This window comes from Agromyces solani (assembly GCF_058349925.1).
The window spans coordinates 1,150,076-1,173,937 of the sequence record NZ_JBYRER010000001.1 but is presented as its reverse complement, the minus strand read 5'-3'; the positions used below and the strand labels follow the sequence as shown (position 1 = coordinate 1,173,937).

Sequence of the window (23,862 nt, the reverse complement as noted above, 5' to 3'; positions counted from 1 at the left end):
CGATCGTACCGAGGATCGGCCGCGTGCGACGGCGGGTGACGCGGACGCCCGGGCTGTCCCGGGCCCGGGCGTCCGCGCTCTCCCCCGAGCTCAGTCGGTGTCGCAGATGAAGTTCTCGAAGTGACCGGGTGTCGACGCGAACGCCTTGCCCGAGTTGTCCTTGAGGTCCTTCGTGTAGACGATCGCCGCCTCGCGGTAGGCCGAGCCGCTCGCCGACTGCACGTCCTGGAGCGTCGGCGCGCCGTCGAAGTCGGCGCGGGCGCCGGTGACGTAGGCGATCTTCTCGAGCCCGAGCAGGTTGTTCGGGTCGAGCTTGCGGACGTCGTTCCAGCCGCCGTACGCCGCGTTGCACGCCGTGTAGAGGTTGTAGGCGCCGTTCCAGTCGAGCAGCTTGTCGCCGTCGTTCGGTCCGTTCGCCGAGACATCCGCCTGCAGCACGTCGCGGTCCCAGCCGCCGTACAGCCAGTCGGTGCCGTGGTGGTGCTGGCGCGTCTCCGACCCGGTGTTCTCCGGCGAGGTGTCGGCGTAGGCGGCCACCATCTTCTGCCAGTCGTCGGGGTCGGTGCCCGGCCGCGGCTGGTAGTCGAGGATGTCGGCGCCGGCCTCGCGGTTGTTCGCCCCGTGGCCGCCGAACATCACGTCGATCCACTGGCCGTTCTCGCCGGGGTCGTTGCGGCCCGGGAGGTCGGGGCTGCCGACCGCCGGGTCGCCGCGACCACCCCACATGACGTCGGCACCGTCGTCGCCGAACGCGTAGTCGCCACCGGAGTCGCCGTTCATGAGGTCGGCGCCCTCGCCGCCGTGCATCGAGTCGTGCCCTGGCCCGCCGCGCATGCGGTCGGCGCCGCCGGCGTCGTGCCCGTTCTTCTCGAGCACCGAGCCGTCGCGGTCGTGCGTGAGCGACGTGCCGCGGTACAGCGGGTGCGCCTCGAAGGGGTGGAGCACCGCGTCCTGCTCGCCCGAGTCGGGGCCGCCGAGGTTGATGCCGGGAGGGCCCTGGCTCGTGTGCGTCAGGATGTCGGGATCGTCGGCGTCGCCGCCGTCGACCTCGACGAAGCGCGTCTGCACGCCTCCGCGGTCGCCGACCATCGCGTCCTCGCCCGCGCCGCCCCACATGGTGTCGTCGCCGAGCTCGCCGTACTGGTCGTCGTCGCCGTCCTCGCCGAACAGCGTGTCGGCGCCGTCCTGGCCCCACTGGCTGTCGTCGCCGTCGCCGGCACCCGCCGAGATCAGCGGGTTGGTGCCGTTGCCGCCGAAGATCAGGTCGGCGCCCCAGACGCCCGCCGCCGCGGCAGCGCCGACGTCGTAGCGCGTGACCTCGCGCTCGATGACCGCCGAGCCGTCGTCGGGCGGGTCGTTGTCGGGGTAGCGCTCCTCGTAGACCGCGTAGGCGGCGTCGTCGCCCTCACCCTCGACGGTGCGGTTCAGCTCGCCGTTGTCACCGAGCTGGAAGTCGGCCTCGCCGTCGCCGAAGAGCCAGTCGCCCGTGTCGCGGTGGCCGGCGAGGTTCGACCCGCCGAACTGGTCGTCCTGTCCGTCGGCCTGCGCCGCACCGACGAGGTCGGTGCCCGTGCTCGGTGCGCCCGGCAGCCCGCCGGGCACGGCGGGCAGTGCGGGGAGCACGCCTCCGACCTCGACCGGAAGGGCGATCTCGTCGTAGGCGTCGACCGGCCGGTCGCCGACGACGACGTCGGCGTCGCCGTTGCCGTGCTGGAAGTCGGCGCCGCCGTCGCCGAAGAGCGCGTCACCGCCGTCCTGGCCGAACTCGGCGTCGACGCCCGACCCGCCGTTCAGCGTGTCGCGCCCGAACTCGCTCGGGAACGGGCCGTCGAGGTCGTGGTAGACGAGGCCGCGCCGCGTCTCGACGCCGAGCTGGCTCGTGACGTAGTGGAACTCGTCGGGCGCGGGGTCGTCGAGGGCCGGGCACGAGCTCGGGTCGAAGTCGACGCCGGGCACGTCGCGCACGACGCACGCGTTGTCGCCCGCGACCACGTCGGCCCCGCCGCCGCCCCACAGGACGTCACCCGCGTCGGGCTGGTCGGGGAAGCTCGACCCGCCGATGAGGTCGTCCTCGTCCTGGTTGCCCTCGAGCCAGTCGCCGTCCTGGTTGCCCTCGACGAGGTCGTCCTCGGCATTGCCCTTCACGAGGTCGTTGCCGCCCTCGCCGAACATGCGGTCGTTCTCGTCGTTGCCCTCCATGTAGTCGCCGCCCGAGACCTCGTCGAGGTCGGCGCCCGTCTTGTCGGTGTCGAGCAGGGTCACCTCGCGGAACACGCCGCCCGTGACCGGGTCGGTCTGCCACGCGTCCGGGTCGTCGGGGTCGGCGTGGCGGGTCAGCACGGCATTGTCACCGGTCATGACGTCGTCGGCGCCGTTGCCCTGCATCTCGACCTCGCCCTCGTCGAGCGCGTGGTCGAACCCCTCGGGATCGGCGAGCGGGTTGACCGGCGACGAACCGCCGATCAGGTCGTCGGCGCCGTCGTTCGAGTCGTCGGCGGTGTGGTCGCTCTCCTCGTCGAATCCGAAGATGCGGTCCTGGCCGCCGTTGCCCTCGAGGTGGTCGTCGTACGAGCCGCCCCGCAGGGTGTCGGTGCCGTGCCCGCCGAAGCCCCGGTCGTCGCCGCCCGTCGGCCACGGGGCATCCGCCGTGTCGAAGTCGCCCCAGATCGAGTCGTCACCGCCCGTGGTGGGCGCGACGAGCGCGATCACCGTCTCGGGCGAGCCCTTCGGCGTGCCGGGGTTCCAGCCGCCGGAGGGCGGCGCGACGTCCCGGGCGGGCGGTGCGATCGTGCCCTGGTCGCCGACGATGTCATCCGGATCGGCCCCGCCGACCAGGTGGTCGCCGGCGAGTTCGCCGAACAGCTGGTCGTAGTCGTCGGCGCCGTACAGGCGGTCGACGGCGTCCTGGCCGTGCAGTTCGTCGAGGCCGGTGCCGCCGTCGCCGATGTCGTCGCCGTAGGTGCCGACGACGAGCGACGGCTCGAAGGTCACCTCGTCGAGGGCGTCGCGTCCGGGATCGAACGCCCCGTTGAACCCTCCGTCGGGGTCGATCGTGACGTCGTCGCCGAAGGTGCGGTCGTCGTCGGGTCCGCCATACATGGTGTCGCCCGCGTCGGCGCCCGTCGCATCGTCGTGACCGCCGACGATGAGGTCGATGCCCTCCTGGCCGTGCAGCTGGTCGCCGCCGGCATTGCCGAACACGACGTCGGCACCGGGTCCGCCGTAGCCGAAGTCGGCCTCGCCGTCGCCCCAGACCTCGTCGTCGCCGGTCTCGCCGGAAACGTGGTCGGCACCGCCGTTGCCGTGCACGAGGTCACGGCCCGAACCGCCGTAGGCGACGTCGGCCCCGCCCTCGCCGTAGACGAGGTCGCGGTCGGCCCCGCCGGAGAGCGACGGGTCGCCGACGCCGACGGTCTCGCTCGGGTGCGCCACCCACGCGCCGGGGCTGCCGTCGACCGTGCCGTTGTCGCCGAGCACGATGTCGAGGCCGTCGCCGCCGTCGGCGGTGTCGCCGCCCATGGTGGCGTCGACGGCGCCGTCGCCGTCGCCGATCAGCTCGTCGTCGCCCGCCTCGCCGGCGATCGTGTCGGCCCCCGGGCCGCCCCAGAGCCGATCGTCGTCGGGTCCGCCCTCGAGGACCGGATCCGCGTCGGACTGGCCGTGCACCTCGTCGGCGCCGGCCTCGCCGTCGACCGTGTCGGCCCCGCGCCCGCCGTAGAGCAGGTCCGCGCCGTTCGAGCCGAACACCTGATCGGCGCCGTCGCCGCCCTGGATGCGGTCGGCCGAGTCGTCGACCCCGCTCGCGACGAGCCGGAAGCCGCCGAACAGCAGGTCGTCGAGACCGCCGCCGTAGATGCGGTCGGCACCGCCCTCCCCCTCGACGCGGTCGTTGCCGTCGCCGGACTGGGCCGCAGGCGATTCGTCGCTCACCTCGTTCGCGATCTCCTGGTCGCCGTAGAGCACGTCGTCGCCCGAGCCGCCGAGCACGGTGTCGTCGCCGGCGCCGCCGATGATCGTGTCGATGCCGTCGATCTCGTTCGAGACGCCCTCCGGCAGCGGGGCCCCCGGTGGCACCTTGAGCTTGTCCTTGCCGCCGCGCAGGGTGTCGTTGCCCGCGTCGCCTCGGATGGTGTCGCCGCCGAGGCCGCCGTCGATGACGTCGTTCCTGCCTCCGCCGCGCAGGGTGTCGGTGCCGCCGCCGCCGGTGATCTGGTCGATGCCCTCGCCGCTGCCGTCGGACTCGTCGCCCGACGCGGTGTTCGTACCGTCGCCGACGGTGATGGTGTCGTCGTCGGGACCGCCGATCACGACGTCGTCGCCCGATCCGGTCACGATCGAGTCGTTGCCGGTGCCGAGCTTCGCCTCGCCGACCGGCGCCGTGAACGGCCACCGGTTCGGGTCGTCGGGCGGGGTCTCGCCTTCGACGTTCGACTCGTTCTCCGGATCCTCGCCGGCCTGCGCGCCCTCGCCCGATCCCGAGAAGAGGAACGAGTCGTTGCCGGTGCCCGAGTCGAGCTTGACGCCGACGCCCTCGTACGGCTGGCTGTAGCCGAATGCGGTCACGATGAACGGGTACTTGCCGTCCCCGTCGGGTTCGGCGGCCATCTGGCGCACCGTGAAGCTCTCGTTCTCGACATCGGTGAACGCCGTTCGCGCGCCGGCCCTCGGGCCGACGTTCAGCACGACCCAGCCGCTGAGCTCCTCGGCGAGCACGGGCTCGTTGTCGGCGCACGACGACGAGAACTCGAAGAGCGTGATCTCGGCGAGCCGCCAACTGTCGGAGTAGCAGAACGGGCACACGCCGAACTCGGCGAACACCTCGAGGAACGCGACGAGCTTGCCCTCGATGTCGAAGAGGCAGATCGGCGTCGGGAACTTCTCGATGATCTCGTCGATGTGCATGCGACCGTCGGCCTCCGGCGTGTCGTTGAGGTTGAGCCCGAAGGTCGCGGTGATGCCGCCGCGCACGCCCGCCTCGGCGATGAAGATGTCGAGCTTCGCGCCGGCCGTGATGGTGCCCGAGACCTCGAACTCCGCGATGTCCTTGCCCTCCGCGTCGACGTCGGTGAGGTAGAGGCTCTGCAGGAACGGCGCCGCGATCGACTCGGCGTCGAGCGTGATCCCGTCGCCGCCGATGAGCTGCTCGCCGAGCATGCGGATGCCCCGCGTGGAGACGCCGGCGCCGATCTCGGCCTTCGCGTCGAGCGCGCCGCCGATCGTGACGTACAGGACCCCGAAGAACGGACCGAAGCTCATGGTGTACTCCATGTGCACGGTCAAGGGGTCGGGCCGCCACTCGACGACGGCGCAGTCCTTGCCGAACAGCAGCCCGACGAGGCACGACGGGTCGTCGAACACCGGGTAGCTGAAGTCGGAGGCGTCGCCCGAGCCCGTCGACGCACCGAGCGCGTCGAAGTCGCCGTCCTTGCCGTTCTCGGCGAGCGGGGACTTCACCTTCGAGGTGAACTGCGTCTTCTTCGCATCGGAGTTCGCCTCGCCCTCCACGGCGTCCTCGTCGTAGAGCTCCTCGACCTCATCGGGAGTCGGTGGTGCTCCCTCGCGCGCCGTGTCCGCCGAGAGCGAGAGCGACTCGACGAGGATGATGGACTCGCCGTTCGCGAGCGTCTTGGCGAGCTCGAGGAACTCGAACACCTGGTTGATGTCCTTGAGGAGCGAGACGTCGACGACCCCGGTCAGCTCCGCGAGATCGACCATCGTGACCGGTGGGCCGTCGAAGAACTCGGAGAGGTCGCTGATCACGGGGATCGGCGAGAACAGGAACTCGCGGATCGGCTCGATCGGCTCGATGATCGGGTTGATCGTGTCGATGACCTCGCCGAACATCTTCGTGAACAGTTCTCCGGCCTTCACGCCGATGTCGTTCAGCTCGATCGTCGGATCGGTGCTCGTGCCGCCGTCGAAGGTCCACTCGAGCACGAAGTTCGCGGTGAAGCTCGGCAGGGTCTTGTTGACCGTGCTGTAGGTCTCACCGCTCGTGATCCCCGTGTCGATCGCGAGATCGAGGTGGATGCCTCCGGTGATGCTCGGCTCGGTGAGGAAGTCGCCGATCTCCCCGGAGAGGAACGAGGTGATCGGGATGACGCCCGTGCAGTGGTCGCCGGGCGCCGCGATGCCGGCGGCGAACGGCGTGCCGGTGAGCGCGTCGCAGCTCGGGGCCACGAGCCCGAGCTGCGCGGTCAGGCTCGCCCCGCTCGCCCCGCTGCCGGCGAGGTTGTCGGTCGCCTCCATGCCGATGAAGCCGATGCGTCCGGCGATCGGCGTCGCGTCGGCGAGGTGGGCGCCGAGGTTCACGCGGATCTCCTGCGGCCCGTCGGCCGCCTCGGCGTCGGCCGCGCCGGTACCGGGCACCGGGTTGTCCAGCAGGTAGAAGCCGTCGTCGCGGGAGATGCCGAAGCCGAGCTCGATCGTCCACCCCGCCTGCGCGTTCACCTTGCCGGTGAGCGACAGCGGCAGGCCGGGCAGGCCGAGGTCCAGCGGGATCTCCGCGGTTCCCGGGCAGGTGGCGGCGTCGGGGCAGCCGTCGCCCGAGATGGTGCGGGCGCCCTGGCCGAGCTCGAGCTCGATCCGGAGGTCGAGCAGGTCGGCGAGCGAGGCTCCGGCCGGGCAGACGACCTCGCCGCCGGCGCCGTCGTCGCACACGGCCACGACGCGGATGTCGGTCGCGTTCACCGTGGTGTCGCCGGCGGCCTCGGCGGGCCAGGTTCCGACGGCGCCGTAGTCGCCGTCGCGGAGCACGCCCGCAGCGATGAGCTTGTCGGCGAGCACCTGGCGGATCCCCTGCGGGCCGTAGACGGCGTCGTCGACGGTCGCACCGGGCAGGCCCGGGATCTGCGGGTCGTCGAGGAACGCCTTCACGTCCGCGAGCCCGTCGGCGAGCGCCGTGAGGTCCTCGCCGACGACGGGCAGCCGGCCGCCGATCTCGCTCGCCTGGATCGCGAGGTCGAGCAGCTTGCCGATGGACTTCAGGCCGTCGGTCAGGCTGTCGAAGCTGAAGTCGAGCGTGGAGAGGACCGAGTCGAGGGCGGCCGGCGGGGTCACGGTCGGTGCGCTCGTGAGGTCGTCGATCGCCACGGTCAGGTAGTCGTCGGCGCTCGGCGTCGCACGCGGTGCCCCGCTGAGCGTCTGCAGGCCGGTGCCCGGGTCGTAGAGCACGGGCAGTGCGGCGCAGCCGAACGCGCCGGCGACCGGGACCTGCCCCGGCGCCGCGCACTCGTAGCCGCCGTCGACGGGCGAGTCGGCGGTGAAGCCGAAGGTGCCGCCGAAGAAGTCGGCGACGGGCATCGGTGCCTCGGAGGCGTCGCCCGGATCGGGTGCGTCCGATCGGCTGAGCGCGAACTCGACGCCGACGGCGATCCGGCCGGTCTCGTTCTCCGCGTCGCCGAGCTGCGCGGCGAACGGGCCGAGGTGCACGGCCAGCTGGGTCGCGCCGGGCGAGCTCTCGGCGACCTCGGCGGTCACGGTGAGACGGCTCGAGTCGAGCAGCCGCGGTTCACTCGGCGCATCACCCGGTTCGAGGCCGACCACGACGCCGAGGTTCATCGCGGCGGCGAGTTCGGCGTGGAGTTCGCCCGCGCCGTCGGTGCCGGCGATCGCCGGCAGGCTCGCATCGGCGAGCGAGAGCGGCACGTCGAGGTCGGCGGACTTCTCGCCCGTCAGGTCGATGACGAGCACCGGGTCGAGGTCCGTGCCGTCGTCCAGGTCGCGGAGCCGGAAGCCGACGTCGAGGCCGAGCGCGCCTTCGAGCTCGGTCTCGAGGACCGCGAGGTCGACGGGCAGCTCGCCGCCGCGGAACCCGTCGTACGCCGCCTTGAGGCCCGTGACGTCTCGCAGCAGGCTCTCGATTCCGCGGTTGAGGAACGGCACCGTCGGGCCGCTGCCGAGGACGTCGTCGACGGAGTCGAGCGCGTCGACGACGGCGCCGAGGCCGTCGAGGGCACGGCCGAGCAGCCGATCGGGCGCGGACGTGTCGACGTCGAGCGACTGGAGCAGTGCCATCTCGGCGCTCGCGCCGCTCGCGGTGTAGGCCGACGGGTCGAAGCCGGTGCCGGAGACGGTGACCGTGCCCGCATCCGCCGTGAGGTGCTGCGTCCCGTCGGCGCCGTGTCCGTCGATCACGAGGTCGGCGCTCACGGCGGCGTGGCGCGTCGCCTCGGCGACGGGATAGGTCGGCGCGTCGCCGTCGTGCTCGTAGATGCCGCCGAGGAGGTCGGTCAGTCGCGGCGACGCGTCGCCGCCGGACACGGGGTCCACGTCGGCCTCGGTCGTCGCCTGCGAGCCGTCCTGCTCGAGCGAGTAGTCGCCCGTGATCGCGGCGGGCACGAATCCGATCTGGCCGGCGCCTTCGAGGTCGACGCCGACCTCCTGGGCGAGTCGCACCTCCGGGCCCTCGACGAGCTCGGTCTCGAAGCGCTCGTAGACCATCGGGTCCTCGAACTCGACGACGGCGGTGGCGGGGTCGTCGGCGCCGTCGGCGCCGTCGCTCGACGCCTCGGCGAGGTCGATCACGATGGGCAGGTCGATCTCCACCGCGACATCCGTCTCGGGCGTCTTCTCCGCGCCGGCGGCGGCGCCGCGGAGCCCGACCTGGTCGAGCAGCTGGTCGCCGAACGCGAGCTGCGCCGCGGGCGGCGGAGGCGGCAGGTTCGGGTCGACGGGCGGCAGTTGCGCCTCGGGGACGCCGTCGAGCTGCGTGCTGATCTCGAAGTCGAGCTTCACCGAGGCGTCGGCGCGGTCGAAGACCGGGGTGATGTCGGCGTCGGCGCCCGTGATCGAGCCGGAGATCTCGTCGGCGAGGTCGCCCACGGTGGTGATGCCGACCTCGATCACGGGGTCGACGGGGTCGGTCGGGTCGTCGCCCGAGGGCGGGGTCACGGTGATGAGCGACTCGGCGAGCGCGGCGAACTCGCCGCCGAGGTCGTAGAGGTCGGCGAGCGTGCCGCTCAGCAGCGGCAGTTCGGCGTCGACCGACGGGTGGCGCTGGAGCGCGCGCAGGAGCGTGCCGTACTGCACGAGTCCCGAGACGAGGTCGGCCGGTCCGATGCGGGTGAAGGCCTCGAACGCGGCGAGGTCGCCGTCGCTCGCGGTGAGGTCGGCGAGCAGGTCGGGATCGGTGGCGAGGTCGGCGTCGAGCACGAGCGACGGCGGGTCGGCCGCATCCAGTCCGAGGAGCGACGAGCCGAACTCGAGGTCGGCGGTCGCGGATCCCGCGACGGCGAAGGCGGTGAGCTGCTCGGCGGGAATCGTGAGCTCGCCCGGCGTCTCCTCGCCTCCATCGAACGCCGGCGGCTCGAACATCGCGAGCCGGCCGTCCCCGTTGACGTCGTCGATGGTGCCCGACCACTCGGCCGAGACGTCCACGGTGCTGCCGTCGAGGATCTCGACGTCGCCGACGCCGATCGCGGCGGACCCGCCCGGGAACGCGAACTCGTCGGCGCCCGCGAGCTCGGCGGTGAAGCTCACGTCGGGTTCGCCCTGCGTCGTGTCGAGCCAGAAGCGCTGACCGAGCGGATCGGTGCGCACGACGCCGGAGAACTCGAACGCGAGTTCGTAGGGCGCTGGGTCGGCCTCGGCGGTGACGAGCCGCAACGGCTCGCCGCCGGGGCCGTCGGGTTCGACGATCGCGAGCGGCGAGTCGACCGTGCGGGAGGCACGGATCGTGAGGTCGAAGCCGCGCGTCTCGCCGGAGTCGACGAGGTTCGCCGTCGAGACGTCGAGCTGCGTGCCCGCCACGTCGGCATCGAGGCCGTCGACCGCAGCCTCGAGGTCGGCGGTCGACGCCACCGGGTCGAGACCGAGCAGGGCGGTCTTGACGCCGGCGGCGAACGTGTCGGCGAGCTGCATCGCCGCGCCGGGGTCGACGATCGTCGCCCCCGGCGCGGTGTCGGCGAGCGGCAGCGGCGCGGCGAGCGGGCCGACGTCCTCGTAGTCGCCCAGCGCGACCTCGGAGAACGCCGCGATGCCCGCACGGAGCTTCGCGACGTCGGCGGGGTCGTCGGCCAGTGGATCGGCGTACGCCGCCTGCGCCGCGCCCGTGAGCGCGAGCGCCCAGGCGCCGACCGCGGCGACGGCGCGGAAGCCGCTCCGGTACCCCCGGCGTCGCCGATGCAGGTGCCCCCTCGCATCTGCTTCTGTGTTCGAACGGTTCGGGACGTTCTGGGCGCGCATAGCCATCCCCCAAGTCGATGCCAGCCCGGTGCACCCCCCAAGCAGTGTGCACTCGACGCCTGTTGTACTCCTCCTGCGAACCCGCCGACAAGAGAAACCCTCACTTTGGGGGGCAAAATCAGTTGTGCGACTTAGGATCGACCTCATGGCCGAGCCGGTGCACACGATCACCACGATGGGGACGGATGCGCCTCGTGAGGACTCGGCGCGGACGAACGCGGGCTCCGAAACCGGTGCCCGGCGCCCCACCGCGCCGAACGTCGATGGGGGACGCGCGCACGGCGTCGAGCACGCGATCGATCGCGCCCTCGCCATCCAGCGCCCCGTCGTCGTCGCCCATCTGCGCAGCATCCGCCGCCGCGCACCCGGCGCCACGCCCGACCAGCTCGTGCGCATCCTCGAGCGCCGCTACCTCACCGCGGTGACGACGGGCGGCGCGGCCGTCGGCGCGACCGCCGTGATCCCCGGCATCAGCACGGGCATCACGCTCGCCCTGTCGGGCGTGGAGACGGCCGGCTTCCTCGAGGCGACCGCCCTGTTCGCGCAGTCGGTCACGGAGGTGCACGGCATCCCCCTCGAGAATCCCGAGCGGGCGCGCGCCCTCGTCATGACGCTCATGCTCGGCGACGAGGGCAGCGACCTCGTCCGGCAGTTCGCCGGGCAGGCGACGGGTTCCGGCGTCGCGCGCAGCGCGTACTGGGGCGAGCTCATCACGAACAGCCTGCCGAAGGCCGTCATGGGAACGGTCGTCGACCAGTTGCGCCGCACGTTCATGCGGCAGTTCGCCGTTCGCGGCGGCGCGGGCATCATCGGCAAGGCGATCCCCTTCGGCATCGGCGCGGCGATCGGCGGCGTCGGCAACAACATGCTCGGCCGCCGGGTGCTCGCCCAGTCGCGGCTCGCGTTCGGCCAGGCGCCCGCGGCGCTGCCGCCCGAGCTCGAGCCGGTCGGCGACGAGACGCTGGTCGTCTCGACGGGCAAGCGGGTGGCGCGTGCCGCCGGCGTCGTCGGAGGCGCGGTCGGCAGGGCCGCGAAGCGGCCGTTCGGTCGGTTGGGTTCGATGCGAACGAACCACGACAAAGGTACCGGCGACGACAGCGTGAGAACCCGCGACGCCGAGACGCCGCCGGACGCCGGGCGCGACGACGGCCGAGGCGACGACGACTAATCGGGCGCGACGACCGCGAGCCCGGCACGCCGAGCCGCATCGGCCAGTTCGCGGTCGTACGTGATCATCTCGTCGGCGCCCAGCCGCAGCGCGACGGCGAGGTGGATGGCGTCCTGCGCACGCAGTGGCGAATGCGTTCCGGCGGACAACAGGTCGGCTCGCGAGATGTCGACCAGGAGCACTCGATCGAGCACGGCCTGCAGCCGAGCGGAGGAGAACTGCTCGGGTCGTCGCCCGGCTGCGCAATGGAGTTCGGTGTGCAGCAGCCAAGACGCGACCAGCCGACGATCGGATCTCTCGAGAGCGTCGATGAGCGCTCGGCTGCCGGGTTCGCGGATGACGAGCTTCATCGCCGCCGAGGTGTCGAAGTACGCGACGGTCATCAGTAGCCGCGCTCGTAGCCGCGAACGTCGGCCAGCAACTCGGAGCTCGTCATCGTGGCAGGGGCCGGAGGCGGAAGCTCCGACCATGCCGCATCTGAACGCGGCGGCCGCGCAGCGCCTTCGGCGATGAGTTCGTCGATGACCGACTTCGAGATCGGGCTGATGCGAGCGACGGGCCGGCCATGGTTCGTCACCACGAGCTCTTCGCCTGCTTCGACCCGCCGCAGCACTTCGGCGCTGTTGTTGCGCATCTCGCGATGGCTGATCGTCGACATGTAGCACAGCGTAGCACTTTCACTCACGGCGCTCACCTTCTCGCCCCGACGGCTTTGAGCGCGCCTGCGCGCGCGACGGAGCGCCCCCACGAACTCCCAGACGGCGCACAGGTGGTCGCCGACGTCGACGAGCCGTCGGCTGATGATGATCCGGCCGTCGATGTCGGCGAACCGCAGGTGCGCGCGCGCACTCGTCGGCCGGAGCGGTGATCGGTCGCGCCCGATGTAGGCGGGCAGCGCGTACAGCTGGTCTTCGGCATCGCCGACCCGCGTGGCGGCGAGGTGAAGATCGATGGCGCGTTCGAGCTCGAGCATCGCACCGCCGGCATCAGTGAAGATTCGCTCGGCGACGCCGTCGAAGTAGCGGCGAGGTCGGTGCGCGCGGACCGGTACTCGTCGACGGCCTGCACGCTGCGGCCGTTTCTGAGGGATCGCTCCGCTCCGGCGATGATCTGTGCTGCGGTGATCTGCGGTCGGGTCATACCGAAAACCTCGCGCGACCCCCCGACATTCGCTCGAGCCCCCTACAAACCGGATGTCGGAGGCCGGCGATACCGTGATGGTCTCGTGCCGCCGAGTTTCCCCAGGAGGAATCCGCATGCCGCACGAGGCATCCATCGAGCCGTTCGCCTCCCGCGCGAGCCACCGCTCCCCCGCAGCCGGGCCCGCCTACCGGGTACCGTGGCGCCTCGATCGCTCGCGCGATCCGTGGTTCACGCTCGTGAACGAGAGCGACGAGACGCTGCGTGCCGTGCACCTCGTGTTGAGCGGCGACGGCCGGCTCATGTGGAATCCGCTGCTGCGCGTGCCACCCGGCGGCCACGTGCGATTCGTGCTGCAGGCCGACGACCCGGCTCGCGACTGCATCGCGTGCGTGCGCTGGTTCAGAGAGAACGGCGACGACTACCTGTGGCGAATCGCGTTCTGAGCGGAGGGATGCCGCCGCCCGAGCCCGCTCGCTACTGCTTGCCGCGCCGCTTGAGCTCGGCGATCACATCGCGAACCGTCACGTGATCGACGTCGGGCAGGGAGTCGAGCCCGATGCCCGCCATGAGCTTTCCGGGGTCGGTGTCGAGCACTCCCGCGATGCGCACGATCGTCGTCATGCGCGGGTTCGCCTGGCCGCGCTCGATCTTGCCCAGATTCGTGACATGCATCTCAGCCAGGTGCGCGACGGTCTCCTGACTCACGCCGCGCTGCACGCGAACCTCCTTGATGCGCTCGCCGAGAATCTGCGCCGCGCGCGACTGGGGTTCGGGCATGCCTTCATGACTATCTGCCCCCAGAACTGGGCACCAGCGCGAACACGCCTCGCGCGTTTCTACCTCATGTGTTGTGGCACTGTTAATCAGATCGACGGTCGGCTGCTCCCCCCGTGGACCGCCTACGTCGCCCCGCCCTACCGAGGAGACATTCGCGTGACGATTTCGGATCACCAGCTCGAATCCACGATCGAGCCGGAACGCGAGCCGATGACTGCGCTCGACGAGTTGCTCGCCGAGTTCCGAGCGCTCTCCGACTCGAAGCGGATGCAGGGCAACTACCTCGAGCAGCTCGCGCGCCACTACCTCACCGTCGAGCCGCTTCGGGCCGATCGGCTGGGCTCCGTATGGCTCTGGAAGGACTGGCCCGGTCGAGACGGCAGGCCCGACACGGGGATCGACCTGGTCGCCGAGATCCAGGGCGGGGGCCTGATGGCGGTTCAGGTCAAGTTCTTCGCCCAGAGCCATCGGATGCAGAAGGGCGACCTCGACTCGTTCTTCGAGGCGATGGGCAAGGAGCCGTTCACCGAAGGGCTCGTGATCGACACGACGAGCGCGCCGTGGTCGGCGAACGCCGAGGAGGCCCTCAAGAACCGCAGCAAGCCGGTCGGGCGCGTTTCGCTCGATGAGCTCCGGCACAGCCAAGTCGACTGGTCGACCTACGAGTTGCTCAGGCCCGAAGTGGCGCCAGAGCGGCACGAGCGCAAGACCTTGCGCGCCCACCAGCATGCCGCGGTGAACGCCATCCTGGCCGGCATCGGGCCGGACGGCGCCCACGACAGAGGCAAGCTCGTCATGGCGTGCGGAACAGGCAAGACATTCACCGCGCTCAAGCTCGCCGAACGATGGACGAACGATATTGCGGGCGGCGCCGCAACGGTGCTCTTCATGGTGCCGTCGCTGGCGCTGTTGCAGCAGTCGCTCGACGAATGGTCGCGCGAGCGCGATCCCGAGATGGGGTTCCGCGCGTTCGCGGTCGGCTCCGACACGAACATCGGGCGGCGCAAGAACGATGACCTGACGAGTGTGCTCATGGAGGACCTGGGCGCGCCGGCGACGACCGACGGTGCGGCGCTCGCCGCTTTGCTCGGCGACCTCGATGAGGAGCACGACGGGCTCACCGTCGTCTTCTCGACGTACCAGTCGATCGACGCGGTGGCCGAGGCGCAGCGTCTCCGCGGCGACACGTTCGACCTCGTCATTTGCGACGAAGCACATCGCACGACCGGCGTCACGCTCGCCGGCGACGACGAGTCGCACTTCGTCAAGGTGCACGACAATGCCGTGATCCCCGCGACGGCGCGTGTCTATATGACGGCGACTCCTCGCATCTTCGCCCCCGAGGTGAAGAACGCGGCCTCGCAGAAGTCCGCCGAGCTCGTCTCGATGGACGATGAAGAACTGTTCGGCCCGCTCCTGTATCGCATCGGCTTCGACGAGGCGGTGCGCAAAGAGCTGCTCACCGACTACAAGGTGATCGTCCTCGGCATCAGCGAAGACGAGATCGTCGAGACGCTGCAGCAAGAGCTCGCGCACGAGGGCCGCGAACTACTCGTGACCGATGTCGCGAAGCTCATCGGATGCTGGAACGCGCTCGCCAAACGCAACGCCGGCACGATCGCCGACGGCTTCGGCACGGATGTCGCGCCGATGCGCCGCGCGGTCGCGTTCGCCAAGGACATCAAGACCTCTCAGGGCGTTGCGAGCGATTTCACCGCACTCGTCGACGGACACCTCTCGAACATCCAGAACGAGGACACGACTGACGACCTCACGGTGCAAGCGCGGCACGTCGACGGCACGATGAACGCCACGCAGCGCGGCGAGCGGCTCGACTGGTTGAAGGCGGCTCCCGAGCACGATCAGTACGGGCGCCCGGTCGCTCGCGTACTTACGAACGCGCGCTGCCTCAGCGAAGGCGTTGATGTGCCGAGCCTCGACGCGGTGCTCTTCCTCAGCCCACGAAAGAGCCAGGTCGATGTCGTGCAGGCGGTGGGCCGGGTGATGCGCCGATCCGACGAGAAGAAGCTCGGCTACATCGTGCTGCCCATCGCGATCCCGGCCGGTGTCGAACCCGAAGAGGCACTGAACGACAACGAGCGCTACAAGGTCGTCTGGCAGGTGCTGCAGGCGTTGCGCGCCCACGACGAGCGCCTCGATGCGGCGATCAATCAGGCGGCGTTCACGGGGCGCCTGCCCGAACAGGTACTGATCGAGCGGGTCAGCCTGACGCCCGCGAAGCAGGCTGAGGCGTCGCCCTTCGATGCGCCGAATGACCGCGACGTGGATGCCTCGCCCGAAGCCGATCCCGGCGCCGAACGTGGCCCCGCCCATCTCGCGGCGACGCTGCCCGGCCTGACCACCTCGGCCGACACGTGGAAGGACTCGGTCTACGCCAAGCTCGTCGCCAAGGTCGGCGACCGCATGTATTGGGACGACTGGGCCGGCGACATCGCCGAGATCGCGCAGAAGTTCATCGCGCTGATCACCGCGCACGTCAACGCGACGGAGAACGACCGCGCACCGTTCGACGACTTCGTGAAGGCGCTGCGAGCCACAGTGAACCCCGACGTCTCCGAGCCCGAGGCGATCGAACTGCTCGCGCAGCACCTCATCACGAAGCCGGTGTTCGAGGCGATGTTCCCCGAAGGCTCGTTCACGCAGGACAACCCGGTGTCGACCGCGATGGAGGCGGTACTCGAGACGTTCCACGAGAACGCTGCCTTCGCGCGTGAGCGCGAGCCGCTCGATGCGTTCTATGGACGCGTCACCGGCCGCATCCGCGGTCTCGACACGGTGAGTGCGAAGCAGCAGATGCTGGTCACGCTCTACGACAAGTTCTTCACGAAAGCGTTTCCGCTACTTGCTGACCGCATGGGGATCGTCTTCACACCGGTTGAGGTGGTCGACTACATCCTTCGATCGGCAGACGCCGCGCTTCACCAGCATTTCGGCAAGCGACTCTCCGACGAGGGCGTGAATATCCTCGAGCCGTTCGTCGGCACCGGAACCTTCCTCACCCGACTCATGCAGACGGGGCTGATCAAACCCCAGGATCTCACCCGCAAGTACACGCACGAGCTGTTCGCGAATGAGATCGTGCTGCTCAGTTACTACATCGCCGCCGTGAACATCGAGAGTGTGTACCGGGAACTATGCGCCGAGCACGGCATCGAGCCGGCAGACGGCGGCTTCACGGGAATCTCACTCACCGACACGTTCGCAATAGGCGAGCGCGACTCACAGCTCGCAGGTGGAGTGTTCCAGGAAAACACCGCACGGCTGGAGAAGCAACGGGCCACGACGGTTGATGTCATCGTCATGAATCCGCCGTATCGAGCGGGTCAGTCAAGTGCGAACGACGGAGCAAAGAACGCGAAGTATCCGAAGACAGATGCTCGGATCTCCGAGAGTTACGTGAAGCGGTCGACCGCGACGCGGAAGGCCGACATGTACGACTCCTACTATCGCGCACTCCGTTGGGCGACCGATCGGCTGAGCGACCAGGGCGTTATCGCGTTCGTCTCGAACTCGGGATTCATCGATAGCGGAACCGCCGACGGCGTACGGCTGAGTTGGGCCGACGAATTCAGCGACATCATCGTCTACAACCTTCGCGGCAATCAGCGAGTCAAGAACTGGCAGGCCGAGGGCGGCAAGGTCTTCGGTGAGGGATCACAGACAGGGATCGCCATCACGATCCTGATCAGGGATGCTTCGCACTCAGGCCCTGCCCGAGTGCACTACGCAGACATTGGCGACTATCTAAGCCGTGAGGACAAGCTTGATCGACTCCTCACCGAACAATCAATTGTGAAGACTTCCTTCATCCGCGCTTCGCCGAACGAATCAGGCGACTGGATCAATCAGCGAGATGAACGTTTCAGTTCATGGACAGAGCTAGGCGACAAGAAGACGAAGGGACGCGACGACTCGCCTGCGGTCTTCAAGAAGTTCGCGCTTGGAATCTCGACCAACCGTTCTCCGTGGGTCTACAGCTTCAGCTCCGAGTCCTTACAGCGGAATGTCTTGACGATGATCGATGAGCTCGCTCGCCTCATCAGCGATCCATCCTCCGACCCCGATCCGAAGCGAGTCGGATGGTCTCGTGGCTTCGATTCACGCCGAAAGACCGGGCGGGCACTCGAACCAACAAACGGGGTGCTACGGCGAGCTGCCTACCGCCCATTCACAAGCCAACTGCTCTGGTTCGACACCACGATGATCGACAGCCCTGGCATCGCGAGATTGTTTCCATCGTTCGACGCGCACGATCAACTTGCGATCGCCGTCAGCACGGACGGGCGGGTGGACACTCCACCACTCATAACTCGGTTGCTTCCAGACCTTGCGCTCAACGCATCAAACCAAGTCTTCCCCCGATACACCTGGGAACCGGCATCCGCCCCTGACGGCGCACTCAACCTCGAAGCGCTCACTGCATCCGATACCGACGAGATCGTCGACGGTTACCGCCGCGTCGACAACATCACCGACGCGACGCTCGCAGCATATCGGGCGGTGCACGGCGACGACGTCACCAAGGACGACATCTTCTTCGGCATCTACGCGCTGCTGCACCATCCCACCTACCGCGAGAACTACGCGGCTGACCTGCAGAAGATGCTCCCCCGCATCCCTCAGGTGAACGACTTCCCCGAGTACGCACGCATCGGCCGCGATCTCGCCGTTCTCCACGTCGGCTACGAGTCCGTCGAACCAGCCGACCTCGGCGAACAGCTCACGTCGATCGATCCGCCCGACCGATCCCTACGAGCTCTACCGCATCGACAAACTCTCGTGGATCTCGCGCAAGGATCACACAGCGATCCGCTACAACGCGCACCTCACGATCACCGGCATCCCGCTCGAAGAGAGCGAGTACAAGGTCGGCGGCCGCAGCCCGCTCGAGTGGGTCATCGACCGCTATCAGGTGAAGGTCGACAAGGCGTCGGGCATCGTGAACGACCCGAACGCCTGGCTGCGCGAGCAGGAAGACCCACGCTACGTCGTGAACCTGATCCGCTCGCTCGTCACGGTGTCGCTCGAGACACAGCGGTTGGTGGCCGAGTTGCCGGCGTTCGAGGTGATCGAAGTCGACACCAGCAAGCGAGCGTCATGATCGACGGGGTCAAGCTCGACGCTGCCCGGGAGTCGATGATCAGGTTCGCCACAGATCTCGCCGACTCGACGCCTGCTCTGCCGGGCAGCCCGATGGTACTCGCGCCGACGTACGCGAGCACGACCGGTGCGCGGGCGGTCAAGCTCGCTCGGTCGGTCTTCCCCTCCACGCGAGGACTGCGCATCGCAGGATGGAGCTTCCTCGCCGCCGCGATCATCGCGCTCTCCCTGATCGGTCTGCTCGGCGTCTCGAGCCTCTTCGTCGCCCTGATCCTCCTGATCGCCTGGGTGACGACGCTGATCCAACGTCACCGGCTTGCCGTCGCTCGATCGGAGGAGGAGGTTGCGGTCATCCGAGATCTGAAGGCGCTCGCACTGAACACCGGCGTCGCGCGCCTCGCGGAACTCAATCGACTTCGTCGATCGCAAGGATGACCACATGCCGGTGCGAATCTCCGCAACGTACGCCCCTTCGACTGTCGGCCGTGCCGAATAGGTGCGAGCAGCGATGAGGAGGAGCGAGCGCCGCCGCTACCCCAGCTCCACCCCGAGCAACCCGGCCAGCTCGCGCGTCTCCACGTCGAGCACGTCCTCGCCCTTGCCGGCGTCGCGGCGCACCCGGTAGCGTCCCGCGAGCACGGTGATGCGGTCGTCGACGTCGTGCTCGGGGTTGCGCTCCACGGCGCGCAGGGCGATCACGAACCAGCGCTCGGCGAGGTCGGGCTCGTCGGCCATCTCGAACGCCTCGGCCACATCGAGCAGGCGCCACCAGTCGTCGAGTCGGGCGCTGCGCAGCCGGTCGGCCTCGGCGATCGCCTCGTCGCGCCGCCCGAGGTCGAGCAGGAGCGAGACGAGCGTTCCCCCCGCCTCCCCGGGTTCGACGTCGGATGCCTCGGCCGCCCGCCGTGCGACGGCGAGTGCGCGCTCGAGCTCGCCCGCCGCCCCGAGGTGCTCGGCCGCGATCACGAGCAGTTGCGCGCGGCGCACGCCGTCGCCGAGCACGAACCCGTCGCCCTCGACCGCCCAGCGCTCGAGCAGCTCGGCCTGCGCCACGTGGTGGCCGGGGCCGTCGGAGACCCGGAGCTCGAGTTCGTCGAGGTCGGCTTCGGTGATGAGCTGCGCCATGTCGCCAGTGTAAGTCGTCGTCCGTCGGCGGTGCTCGCGAGGCCGCGATTCCGACGAGATCTGCAATTCCGAGGAGCCTCGGAGCGGCGGGCGTCCTCGAGATCGCAGATCTCCTCGGCTCCGCGACGCGCCGAGCCCGCCCTCAGCCGAGGTCGGACTCGTCGCCCGCGCCGGCCTCGGCCCGTTCCCCCTCGACGTCGTGGTCGTCGAGTTCGCCGTCCTCCGCATGCAGGGCGGCGAACCGCTCCCACTCGCCCATCAGGTGGTCGATCGCCGCATGGAAGCGCGCGGTCGTGACTCCGGGGGTCGTGTCGCCGAAGTACCGCTCGACCCAGTACTTCAGGCGCTCGAGCGCCGACTCGTCGTGCGCCACCTCGTCGACGCGGGCGACCAGCGCCGAGGCATCCGCCGCGTCGAGCCATTCGCACGCCTGCAGGTAGCCGCTCGTGTCGACCTGCGCGGCCGGGTTCACCGGACGGGTGATGAGCAGCGGCTTGCCGGCGGCGAGCCGGTCGTAGACCATCGCCGAGATGTCGACGATCGCGACATCGGCGGCGGCGAGCTGCCAGCCGAGCTTCGGCCCGTCGTCGAAGACGTGCTGCGCCCCCGGATCGACGGCGTTCGCCTGCTCGAGGGCCACGATGATGCGCTTGTTCGCGGCGGCGTACGCCTCGTCGAGCACGCCCGAGCGGGGGTGCGGACGGTAGATCACCCGGTGACGACCGGTCGCCAGCAACCCCTCGACGAGGGCGACGCCGTGCGACGCGATCGACCCGTAGGCCGCGGCCGCGCGGTCACCCTCCCACGTCGGCGCGTACAGCACGACCTCGCGCTCGTCGGGCGTGTACGGCAGCGGCGAGCCGTCGAGGTAGTGGTCGGCCTGCGGGCGCCCGATCGGGATCGCCCGCTTGTCGAAGTCGTAGTCCCAGAGCACCTTGTCGAGTCGCGCCCTCGCCGCGTCGCCCGCGATCAGGGCGTAGTCGTACGCCTTGAACTGGTTCGTGGTCATGTACATCTTGTCGGACTCGCCGTGGTTGATGAACACGTGCCAGCGGCGCCCGTAGCGCATCATCTGGAAGTTCTTCGCGTTCTGGTTCACGTAGAGGATGACGTGCAGGTCTTGTTCATGGATGACCCGCTCGAGGTCGGCCACCCGGCGCACGTAGGCGACCGGCAGCGGGGACTCGTCGAGGAGCTTCAGCGCCGCGCCCGACGCCCGGCTCAGGATGAGCACGGGGTGCGTCTCGGCGAGCTCGGCGAGCGGGGCGTACCACTGCCGCAGCTGGTAGAGGTTGACCTTGCCGTCGGCGAAGTACACGCCGATGCGGAAGCGATGCGGCTCGAGCGCGGGTCGGCCGGCGAGCTTCGCCGCGAGCGCCCGCTGCGCCCGCCGCGACCACATGATGTCCTTGGCGAGCTTCACGGCGCGACGCGCGTCTTTCCTCAATCCCACCGTCCAAGGGTAGCGAGGCGCAGCTGTGCGGATGCCTCGTGGCCGGCGTGCAGCGGAGACCGAGAGCCGATCGTTACGGCGGGACGACGGGCGTCAGACGACCGGCGGGCGTCCGGCCCGAGTCATCCGCCGCACCGTGCGCCAGCGGATCGGCCGGCGTTCGCCGGGCGATTCGCGCCAGCCCGCGCGCCAACCGCCGAACCAGGCCCTGAGCGCGGCGGGCTGCCGCGCCCAGCGCAGCACCTGGATCGCGGTCCACGAGCCGACGTAGAACGGGACGAGGACGGCCGGCAGGTTGCGCCGGGCGAGCCAGACCCGATTGCGGGCGTTGAGCCGGTAGTAGTACGAGTGCCGGGCCGGGTCGATCACGGGGTGGGCCGCTTCGAGGCCGCCCTCGTACCAGGCGACCCGGCCCGTGTCCCACACCCGCCAGGCGAGCTCGATGCCCTCGTGCGCGTAGAAGAACGGGTCGGCCCAGCCGCCGGTCGCGTCGAAGACGACGCGCGGCATGAGCACGGCACCCTCCCAGCAGGAGAAGACCGGGCTCGAATGCGCGGGGTCGCCCTTCCGGATGCGCGGAATCCATCGACGCGGCGAGGTGAGCCCCGTCGGGTCGACGACCCGCGGCTGGACGAGCCCGAGCTCGGGCCGGTCGGCGAGCAGGCGGCAGCCGTCGGCGAGGAAGGTCGCGCTCGGCAGGAAGGCGTCGTCGTCGAGGAAGAAGAGCACGTCGCCCTCGACATCGGGCACGCCCGCGTTGCGGCCCGCCGGGATTCCGAGGTTCTCGGGCAGGTGCCGGGTCTTCACCCCGGCGGGCAGCGCGGGATCGGCGGTCGCCGGGTCCCAGCCGTTGCCCACCACGACGACGTCGACCGCGACGCCCCGCTGGTCGAGCACGCTGCGAACGCCCCGGGCGAGGTCGTCGGGACGCTTGCCCATCGTGAGCACGACGACGCCGACGCGCGGCGCGGCCGAGGGGTCAGGAACGGACACGACGGCTCGCCATGATCGCGACGAAGTGGCCGATCACCGCGAGCACGGCGAGGGGCAGCAGCGCCGCGACGACGACGCGATCGACGATCGGCTGTCCGGCGAAGAGCCCGACGATCGCGGCCGCGAAGGCGATGAGCGTGAGCTCGACCGAGTGGTAGAGCCGGTGGAACGGCACGAACCGCGCCGCCTTGCGGAGCTTCGCGACCAGTCCACCGCGCGGCGCCGTCTCGCCGTGCGTGTCGGCGAGCTTCGGCAGGCCGGCGTTCGCCCGGGCGACGTGCACCATGTCGTTGAGCGCCTTGTTGAGCACGATGACGAGGGCGAGCATGGCGCCGATCGTCGTCCAGAGGAAGTCCTCGGGGAACTCGAGCGGGTACGCCGCCGCGCGGATGCCGAGCGCGATCGGGATGAGCGCCTCGGTCGTGTAGTGGCCCACCTTGTCGAGGAAGACGCCCGCGGGCGACGAGGTGCGGCGCCAGCGGGCGACCTCGCCGTCGCAGCAGTCGACGAGCATCTGCAGCTGGCCGAGCACGACCGCGAGGAGTGCGCCCCAGACGCCGGGGATGAGGAGCGCCGCCGCGGTCGACCAGCCGACGAGGATCATGAGCCCGGTCACGCCGTTCGCCGAGATCTTCGTCTTCAGCAGCAGCCACGTGAGGTAGATCGAGAACCGGCGCAGGTACAGCGACGCCGTCCAGTGCTCGGCGTTGCGGCGGCCGCGCACCTCGGGCGGCTGCGAGACCGCGCGCAGTTCGGCGATGCTCGCCGGCCTGGCCGTCACCGGTCGGGCGTCAGTCATCCGTGCTCACCTTCCCGTGTGCCGTGCGATGTTGCTGGTCAGCGAGAGGTAGCCGAGCACGAAGCCGATGCCCCACGTGACGTGTATGCACGGCAACACTACGAGAAACCAGCCGGCGGTGCCCGCACCGCGACCGCGCGCTTCGACGATCGTCGCGGCGACGACGAAGAGCAGGTAGACGACCGGCGCGACGAAGCCGACGAGCAGCCACGGTGAGGCCCCCACGGCCAGCTGCACCAGCCCGCCGATGCCGAGCAGCAGGCCGATCGTCACGCCCACGACCATGGCCGGCGGCACGAAGTAGCGGATGCCGTTGGCGGCCGGGAACCGGCGCGCGAGCTCACCTCGCCAGAGCCCCGTCGAGAACATCTGCCGCGCGAGCCGGTCGAGGCTCGAGCGCGGCCGATAGGTCACGGCGAGCTCCGGCGTGAACCACACGGTGCCGCCGGTCTCGCGGAGTCGCCGGTTGAGCTCCCAGTCCTGGCCGCGCTTGATGGACTCGTCGAAGAGCCCGACGCGCTCGAGCGCCGAGCGGCGGAACACGCCCAGGTAGACCGTCTCAGCCGGGCCCTCGGAGCCGCCGATGTGGAAGGCCGACCCGCCGAGGCCGACCTTCGTCGTGTACGCGAGCGCGACGGCGCGCTCGAAGGCGGTCTCGCCCCGCGCGTCCATGATGCCGCCCACGTTGTCGGCTCCGGTCCGCTCGAGCGTGTCGACGGCGACGCGCGCGTAGTCGACCGGCAGCATCGAGTGCGAGTCGACCCGCACGACGACGGGGTACCGGGCCGCGCGGATGCCGATGTTGAGCCCCGCAGGGGTCGAGCCCGCCTCGTTCTCGAGGACGCGCACCCGCGCGTCGCGCGCAGCGAGGTCGCCGACGAGCTCGGCGGTGCCGTCGATCGAGGGCCCCAGGGCGATGAGCACCTCGACGGGGCCGGAGTAGTCCTGCGCGAGGATCGATTCGACCGCGGCGCGCACGTGCGTGGCGTCGTTCAGCACGGGCATGACGTACGACACGCCGACGAGCGACGACGGTGTCGTCTCGGGGTGGTGCTCGGGCATGTTCCTCATTCGTGCTCGGGTCGATCGAGCCTAACA

The 23,862-nt window shown here is 70.0% G+C and carries 12 protein-coding genes and 1 pseudogene; 4 read left to right on the top strand and 9 right to left on the bottom strand.

Annotated elements, in window-relative coordinates; genetic code table 11:
* Positions 1 to 90 precede the first annotated feature (90 nt).
* A complete protein-coding gene (locus AC3RJ7_RS05380; RefSeq protein WP_491454785.1) occupies positions 91 to 10,191 on the bottom strand; it encodes a hypothetical protein in 10,101 nt (3,366 codons plus the stop codon).
* 139 nt (positions 10,192 to 10,330) lie between these two features.
* Between AC3RJ7_RS05380 and AC3RJ7_RS05375 the strand changes: the two genes are divergently transcribed.
* Entirely contained in the window at positions 10,331 to 11,353 is a 1,023-nt protein-coding gene (locus tag AC3RJ7_RS05375; protein ID WP_491454784.1) for a hypothetical protein, read from the top strand.
* Here the strand turns inward: AC3RJ7_RS05375 and AC3RJ7_RS05370 are convergent.
* Together AC3RJ7_RS05370 and AC3RJ7_RS05365 are read right to left on the bottom strand one after the other, a co-directional pair.
* A complete protein-coding gene (locus tag AC3RJ7_RS05370; RefSeq protein ID WP_491454783.1) occupies positions 11,350 to 11,736 on the bottom strand; it encodes a type II toxin-antitoxin system VapC family toxin in 387 nt (128 codons plus the stop codon). The genes AC3RJ7_RS05375 and AC3RJ7_RS05370 overlap by 4 nt on opposite strands.
* Entirely contained in the window at positions 11,736 to 12,326 is a 591-nt protein-coding gene (locus tag AC3RJ7_RS05365; protein ID WP_491454782.1) for a type II toxin-antitoxin system Phd/YefM family antitoxin, read from the bottom strand. Before AC3RJ7_RS05365 ends, AC3RJ7_RS05370 begins: the two co-directional genes overlap by 1 nt.
* Before the next feature lie 283 nt (positions 12,327 to 12,609).
* Here AC3RJ7_RS05365 and AC3RJ7_RS05360 point away from each other — a divergent pair, with 283 nt between their 5' ends.
* On the top strand, positions 12,610 to 12,939 hold the full coding sequence (locus tag AC3RJ7_RS05360) for a hypothetical protein (RefSeq protein ID WP_491454781.1): 330 nt from the start codon (positions 12,610 to 12,612) through the stop codon (positions 12,937 to 12,939).
* 31 nt (positions 12,940 to 12,970) lie between these two features.
* Here the strand turns inward: AC3RJ7_RS05360 and AC3RJ7_RS05355 are convergent, their stop codons facing one another.
* Complete coding sequence (locus AC3RJ7_RS05355; protein ID WP_491454780.1) at positions 12,971 to 13,273, bottom strand: helix-turn-helix domain-containing protein; 303 nt, start codon at positions 13,271 to 13,273, stop codon at positions 12,971 to 12,973.
* Here AC3RJ7_RS05355 and AC3RJ7_RS05350 point away from each other — a divergent pair.
* Together AC3RJ7_RS05350 and AC3RJ7_RS05345 are read left to right on the top strand one after the other, a co-directional pair.
* A pseudogene (locus tag AC3RJ7_RS05350) lies at positions 13,163 to 17,995 on the top strand (type ISP restriction/modification enzyme); the annotation flags it as partial. The gene AC3RJ7_RS05355 and the pseudogene AC3RJ7_RS05350 sit on opposite strands and share 111 nt — an antisense overlap.
* On the top strand, positions 17,955 to 18,395 hold the full coding sequence (locus AC3RJ7_RS05345) for a type ISP restriction/modification enzyme (RefSeq protein WP_491455233.1): 441 nt from the start codon (positions 17,955 to 17,957) through the stop codon (positions 18,393 to 18,395). The pseudogene AC3RJ7_RS05350 and the gene AC3RJ7_RS05345, both read left to right, overlap by 41 nt.
* A gap of 530 nt (positions 18,396 to 18,925) precedes the next feature.
* Here AC3RJ7_RS05345 and AC3RJ7_RS05340 read toward each other — a convergent pair.
* The 5 genes from AC3RJ7_RS05340 to AC3RJ7_RS05320 form a co-directional block, all read right to left on the bottom strand.
* Positions 18,926 to 19,519, bottom strand: a complete 594-nt coding sequence (locus AC3RJ7_RS05340) for a hypothetical protein (protein WP_491454779.1) — start codon at positions 19,517 to 19,519, stop codon at positions 18,926 to 18,928.
* 142 nt (positions 19,520 to 19,661) lie between these two features.
* Positions 19,662 to 20,972 (bottom strand): CDP-glycerol glycerophosphotransferase family protein, encoded by a 1,311-nt coding sequence (locus AC3RJ7_RS05335; RefSeq protein WP_491454778.1) that lies wholly within the window; start codon positions 20,970 to 20,972, stop codon positions 19,662 to 19,664.
* Between the two features lie 93 nt (positions 20,973 to 21,065).
* The gene (locus AC3RJ7_RS05330) at positions 21,066 to 21,911 is read right to left on the bottom strand and encodes a glycosyltransferase family 2 protein (RefSeq protein ID WP_491455232.1); all 846 of its coding nucleotides are present in this window, start codon (positions 21,909 to 21,911) and stop codon (positions 21,066 to 21,068) included.
* A 40-nt stretch (positions 21,912 to 21,951) separates the two neighbouring features.
* The gene (locus AC3RJ7_RS05325; protein ID WP_491454777.1) at positions 21,952 to 22,764 is read right to left on the bottom strand and encodes a CDP-alcohol phosphatidyltransferase family protein; all 813 of its coding nucleotides are present in this window, start codon (positions 22,762 to 22,764) and stop codon (positions 21,952 to 21,954) included.
* 6 nt (positions 22,765 to 22,770) lie between these two features.
* Entirely contained in the window at positions 22,771 to 23,826 is a 1,056-nt protein-coding gene (locus AC3RJ7_RS05320) for a glycosyltransferase family 2 protein (RefSeq protein WP_491454776.1), read from the bottom strand.
* Positions 23,827 to 23,862: the final 36 nt, after the last annotated feature.